Source organism: Streptomyces sp. NPDC004561 (assembly GCF_053602155.1).
The window spans coordinates 1-5,467 of the sequence record NZ_JBSGDB010000541.1 but is presented as its reverse complement, the minus strand read 5'-3'; the positions used below and the strand labels follow the sequence as shown (position 1 = coordinate 5,467).

The following is a 5,467-nucleotide window of genomic DNA, read 5'->3' as shown; positions in this document are numbered from 1 at the left end:
GTCGGTGATCTTGCTGTCCCGCAGGCGGCAAACGGTGGTCAGGTACTCGTCCAGGATCGCGTCCGGGCGCTGGGCGGTGTTGTACAGGGGGAGGGGTGCTCGAAGGGGTTCGGCAGGGGTTGTGGACAGGGTGGTCAGTGGATGATCCCGGTGCGCAGGGCCACGGCGACCATGCCGGCCCGGTCACCGGTGCCCAGCTTGCGGGCGATGCGGGCGAGGTGGCTCTTCACGGTCAGGGCGGACAGCCCCATCGAGACGCCGATCGCCTTGTTCGACTGGCCCTCCGCGACCAGCCGCAGCACCTCGACCTCGCGTCCGGACAGCTCGCGGTAGCCGCCCGGGTGGCTCGGGGCACCCGGGGGGCGGCGGTGCATCCGGGAGGCGGCACCGAGGGGAGTGGCGCCCGGTCGGGTGGGGAGCCCGATGTTGGTCCGGGTGCCGGTGACTACGTAGCCCTTGACCCCGCCGGCCAGGGCGTTGCGGACCGCGCCGATGTCGTCGGCGGCGGACAGGGCGAGCCCGTTGGGCCAGCCCGCGGCGCGGGTCTCGGAGAGCAGGGTCAGGCCTGAGCCGTCGGGGAGGTGGACGTCGGCGACACAGATGTCGCGGGGGTTGCCGATGCGGGGACGAGCCTCCGCGATGGACGAGGCCTCGATGACGTCGCGCACCCCGAGCGCCCACAGATGGCGGGTGACGGTGGAACGGACGCGGGGGTCGGCCACGACCACCATGGCGGTCGGCTTGTTCGGGCGGTAGGCGACCAGGCTTGCGGGTTGCTCAAGGAGAACGGACACCAGGCCTCCTGGGGTGGGGGGACGGGGGCCGGCTTGTGGGGATGAAGCCGGGACGAACCGTGCTTTGAAGGTCACAGTCGTCTTCGGCAGCAAACTCGTCCGCCTTTAGAGAATGATCACGATCTAGTGAGTAACAATCCGTGCAATTCGGACACGCGATCGATCATCCGAAGATCGAATCGGTTCGTGCGGATGCGATTCGAGTGCGCAATGTGGCCGTATCGACAAAGAGATGGTCAATGAGGCGTCCAGGAGGGTTACCCGGCCGGAGCCCGGCCGTCAGGTCACCGGGACTGCGGACCCCTGCGCTGCGGCAGCGTCACCACCGAGGCGTCCCCCGGACCGGCCGGCGGCAGCCCCCCGACCTGGGCCAGCAGATCGCACCAGGAGACCAGGTGGGAGGCCGTGTCCGGCACCCCGCCGAGCCCCTCGCGGGGCGTCCAGGACGCCCGGATCTCGATCTGGGACGCGGGCGGCCGTTCGGACAGTCCGCCGAAGTAGTGCGAACTCGCCCGCGTGATCGTGCCGCTCGGCTCGCCGTAGCCCAGCCCGCGCGCCTGCAGCGCCCCGGTCAGCCACGACCAGCACACCTCGGGCAGCAGCGGATCGGCCGCCATCTCCGGCTCCAGCTCCGCGCGCACCAGCGTCACCAGCCGGAACGTGCCCCGCCAGGCGTCGTGCCCGGCCGGGTCGTGCAGCAGCACCAGCCGGCCGTCGGCCAGCTCCTGCTCGCCGTCGACCACCACCGCCTCCAGCGCGTACGCGTACGGGGCTAGCCGCTGCGGCGCGGGCGTCGGCTCCACCTCGACCTGCGGCCGCAGCCGGCTGTTGCGCAGGGCCTCGACCGCGGCCCGGAAAGCCGGCGGACCCGAGCCACCGGATTGCCGGTCCGCTTCTTCGCTGTCCTTCACGTCGTCCATTCCGTCAGCGCTGTCCGACATTCGTCCGTGAGCCGCAGCCATGCGGGGAAGAGTAAGGGGAAGCGGGGCCTTGTGCAGGCAAGACACCCCGCGCCGTTCGCGGCCGCCGCCTCGGGGCCGCCCGGCCCCGGTGACATGCGAGACTTGCCCCGTGACCGCCAACGACGCCCTCCCGGGCAAGCAGCCGACCGCGACGTACGACAGCGCCTTCCTCAAGGCGTGCAGGCGTGAACCCGTGCCGCACACCCCCGTGTGGTTCATGCGCCAGGCCGGCCGCTCCCTGCCCGAGTACCGCAAGGTGCGCGAGGGTATCCCGATGCTCGAGTCCTGCATGCGGCCCGAGCTGGTCACCGAGATCACGCTCCAGCCCGTGCGCCGGCACGACGTGGACGCGGCGATCTACTACAGCGACATCGTCGTCCCGCTCAAGGCCATCGGCCTCGACCTCGACATCAAGCCCGGCGTCGGCCCGGTCGTCGAGCAGCCGATCCGCACCCGCGAGGACCTGGCCCGGCTGCGCGATCTCACCCCCGAGGACGTCTCCTACGTCACCGAGGCGATCGGCCTGCTCACCCGGGAGCTGGGCGCCACCCCGCTGATCGGTTTCGCGGGCGCCCCGTTCACCCTCGCGAGCTACCTCGTCGAGGGCGGCCCCTCGCGCACGTACGAGAACGCCAAGGCGATGATGTACGGCGACCCCGAGCTGTGGGCCGACCTGCTCGACCGGCTCGCCGACATCACGGCCGCCTTCCTGAAGGTCCAGATCGAGGCCGGCGCCTCCGCCGTCCAGCTCTTCGACTCCTGGGCCGGCGCGCTCGCCCCCGCCGACTACCGGAACTCGGTCATGTCCGCCTCGGCGAAGGTCTTCGACGCGGTCGCGGGCTACGGCGTCCCGCGCATCCACTTCGGCGTCGGCACCGGCGAGCTGCTGCGGCTCATGGGCGAGGCCGGCGCGGACGTCGTCGGCGTCGACTGGCGCGTCCCGCTGGACGAGGCCCAGCGCCGCGTCGGCCCCGGCAAGGCGCTCCAGGGCAACCTCGACCCGACGGTCCTGTTCACCGGCAAGGACATCCTCGAGGCCAAGGCCCAGGAGGTGCTCGACGCCGCCGCCGGCCTGGAGGGCCACGTCTTCAACCTCGGCCACGGCGTCATGCCGAACACCGACCCGGACGCGCTGACCCGGCTCGTGGAGTACGTCCACACCGCCACCGCGCGCTGACTCACCACGTGTAGCGAGGCCGCGCCCGCCTGCCGAAGAGCAGGCCGCGCGGCTCCGGCGGGGGAGGCGTGCCGGGCTTGAGCGGCCAGGCGAGCAGCATGCCCGCCACAAAGCCCACCACGTGCGCCGCGTACGCCACCGTGCCGGCGCCGGAGACTCCGCGCCCGGACGAGTACATCGCCTGGAGCAGGAACCAGAAGCCCAGCACCAGCCAGGCGGGCAGCCGCAGCGGCAGGAAGACCAGGAACGGGACGAGGACCCAGACCCTCGCCTTCGGCCACAGCACGATGTAGGCGCCGAGGACCCCGGCGATCGCCCCCGACGCGCCGATCAGCGGATCGCTCGACGCGGCGTTGAGCAGCGCGAAGCCGTAGCCGGCCGCATAGCCGCAGACGACGTAGAAGAGGAAGAAGCGGATGTGGCCCATCCGGTCCTCGACGTTGTTGCCGAAGATCAGCAGGAAGAGCATGTTGCCCAGCAGGTGCAGCCAGCTGCCGTGCAGGAACATCGCCGTGAAGACCGACAGCGGCGCCGACTTGCGGTAGCCGGGCGGCCCCACGACGCAGCCCGGGCCGTGCTGGCCCACCCCGACCTGGCCCGTCGGGACCAGCTGCGGCATCTGATGGTGGATCAGTTCCCGTGGGACCGCCGCGTACTGGTCCATGAAGGCCTGCAGATGGCACAGCTGCGCCAGGTCGCTGCCGCCCGCCACGGAACCGGCTATGCCGGGCATGGAGACGAACACGAGGACGTTGGCGGCGATGAGGGCGTACGTCACCCAGGGGGTGCGGCGCACCGGGTTCACGTCATGGACGGGGATGACCACACAGAAGTAGTGCCCGCGATGGGCCGCGCGAATCGGTGAACGCGGTCGGGCAGGTGTGCGTATCTGTTCTCAACCGACGTGAGGATCAGGCGATGAACGAGCGAGTGACTCCCCCGATGCACGCCCTGCCCGACGGCGAGGCGGAGATCTCCCTGGTCGTACGGCTCCCCTGGGAGGACGTCGCGCGGCTCGGCCAGGAGGCCGGGCGCCTCGCCTCCCAGATGCAGCGGCCCGTGACCCTGGACGAGGCGGTGAGCCACCGGCTGCGCTCGGCCCGCCCGGCCGCCTCCCACGCCAAGCCCGCGGGCGAACAGCCCGCGGCCGTCTCCGCCCTGCCACGGATCAGCGGGACGGCCTGAGGCCCTTCTCCCGGCGCCCTAGGCGGCCCGCACCTTCGCCACCGCCTTCCTGGCCGCCACCAGCACCGGGTCCCACACCGGGGAGAAGGGCGGGGCGTAGCCCAGGTCCAGGGCCGTCATCTGTTCCACCGTCAGCTGCGCGGTCAGCGCGACCGCGGCGATGTCGACCCGCTTCGCCGCGCCCTCCCGTCCGACGATCTGCACGCCCAGCAGCCGGCCCGTGCGGCGCTCGGCGAGCATCTTGACCGTCATCGGGGAGGCCCCGGGGTAGTAGCCGGCGCGGCTCGTGGACTCGATGGTGACCGTCTCGTACCGCAGACCCACCCGCCGGGCGTCCTTCTCCCGCAGACCGGTGCGGGCGATCTCCAGGTCGCAGACCTTGCTGACGGCGGTGCCGACCACGCCCGGGAAGGTGGCGTAACCGCCGCCCGCGTTGGTGCCGATGACCTGGCCGTGCTTGTTGGCGTGGGTGCCGAGCGGGACGTACTGCTCCTGGCCGGAGACCAGGTTCAGCACCTCCACGCAGTCGCCGCCCGCCCAGATGTCCTCCTGGCCGCGCACCCGCATCGCGAGGTCGGTGAGCAGGCCGCCGTGGGCGCCCAGGGGAAGGCCGGCCGCGCGGGCGAGACCGGTCTCCGGGCGGACGCCGATGCCGAGGACCACCACGTCGGCGGGGTACTCGGCCTCCTCCGTGACCACCGCGCGGACCCGGCCGTCCTCGCCGGTGAGGACCTTGGTGACCTCGGCGTCGTTCACCATGGTGATGCCGAGGCCCTCCATGGCCCGGTGCACCAGGCGCCCCATGTCCGGGTCGAGCGTCGACATGGGTTCCCTGCCCCGGTTGACGACGGTCACCTCGAAACCGCGGTTGATGAGCGCCTCGGCCATCTCCACGCCGATGTAGCCGGCGCCCACGACCACCGCGCGATGGCCCCGCGTGCGCGCCAGGGTGTCGAGCAGCGCCTGCCCGTCGTCCAGGGTCTGCACCCCGTGCACCCCGGGGGCGTCCGCGCCCGGCATGTCCGGGCGCACCGGCCGGGCGCCGGTGGCGATGACCAGCCTGTCGTACGACGTCCAGGACTCGGCGCCGGAATCGACGTCACGCGCGCGTACCCGCTGCCGGGCCACGTCGATCTCCGTGACCTCGGTGCGCAGACGCAGATCGATGCCCCGGGCGCGGTGCTCCTCGGGGGTACGGGCGATCAGGTCGTCCCGCTCGGGCACCTCGCCGCCCACCCAGTACGGGATGCCGCACGCGGAGAAGGACGTGAAGTGGCCGCGCTCGAAGGCCACGATCTCCAGTTCCCCGGGATCCTTCAGCCGGCGCGCCTGCGACGCCGCGGACATGC

Annotated in this window: 6 protein-coding genes; 2 read left to right on the top strand and 4 right to left on the bottom strand. The window is 72.1% G+C overall.

Features of this window, described 5'->3' with window-relative positions; genetic code table 11:
* Positions 1 to 134 precede the first annotated feature (134 nt).
* Positions 135 to 794, bottom strand: a complete 660-nt coding sequence (locus ACWEN3_RS40205) for a LuxR C-terminal-related transcriptional regulator (RefSeq protein WP_452981808.1) — start codon at positions 792 to 794, stop codon at positions 135 to 137.
* A 284-nt stretch (positions 795 to 1,078) separates the two neighbouring features.
* Positions 1,079 to 1,756, bottom strand: a complete 678-nt coding sequence (locus tag ACWEN3_RS40200; protein ID WP_452981805.1) for a DUF3000 domain-containing protein — start codon at positions 1,754 to 1,756, stop codon at positions 1,079 to 1,081.
* Between the two features lie 109 nt (positions 1,757 to 1,865).
* On the opposite strand from ACWEN3_RS40200, the gene hemE reads away from it, so the two are divergent.
* Entirely contained in the window at positions 1,866 to 2,933 is a 1,068-nt protein-coding gene (gene hemE, locus ACWEN3_RS40195) for a uroporphyrinogen decarboxylase (RefSeq protein ID WP_452981803.1), read from the top strand.
* A gap of 1 nt (position 2,934) precedes the next feature.
* Here the strand turns inward: hemE and ACWEN3_RS40190 are convergent, their stop codons facing one another.
* The gene (locus ACWEN3_RS40190) at positions 2,935 to 3,759 is read right to left on the bottom strand and encodes a rhomboid family intramembrane serine protease (RefSeq protein ID WP_452981800.1); all 825 of its coding nucleotides are present in this window, start codon (positions 3,757 to 3,759) and stop codon (positions 2,935 to 2,937) included.
* Between the two features lie 92 nt (positions 3,760 to 3,851).
* On the opposite strand from ACWEN3_RS40190, the gene ACWEN3_RS40185 reads away from it, so the two are divergent.
* On the top strand, positions 3,852 to 4,118 hold the full coding sequence (locus tag ACWEN3_RS40185; protein WP_452981798.1) for a hypothetical protein: 267 nt from the start codon (positions 3,852 to 3,854) through the stop codon (positions 4,116 to 4,118).
* A gap of 18 nt (positions 4,119 to 4,136) precedes the next feature.
* On the opposite strand, the gene ACWEN3_RS40180 is transcribed toward ACWEN3_RS40185, so the two are convergent.
* The gene (locus ACWEN3_RS40180; protein WP_452981796.1) at positions 4,137 to 5,465 is read right to left on the bottom strand and encodes an FAD-dependent oxidoreductase; all 1,329 of its coding nucleotides are present in this window, start codon (positions 5,463 to 5,465) and stop codon (positions 4,137 to 4,139) included.
* Between the last annotated feature and the right edge of the window lie 2 nt (positions 5,466 to 5,467).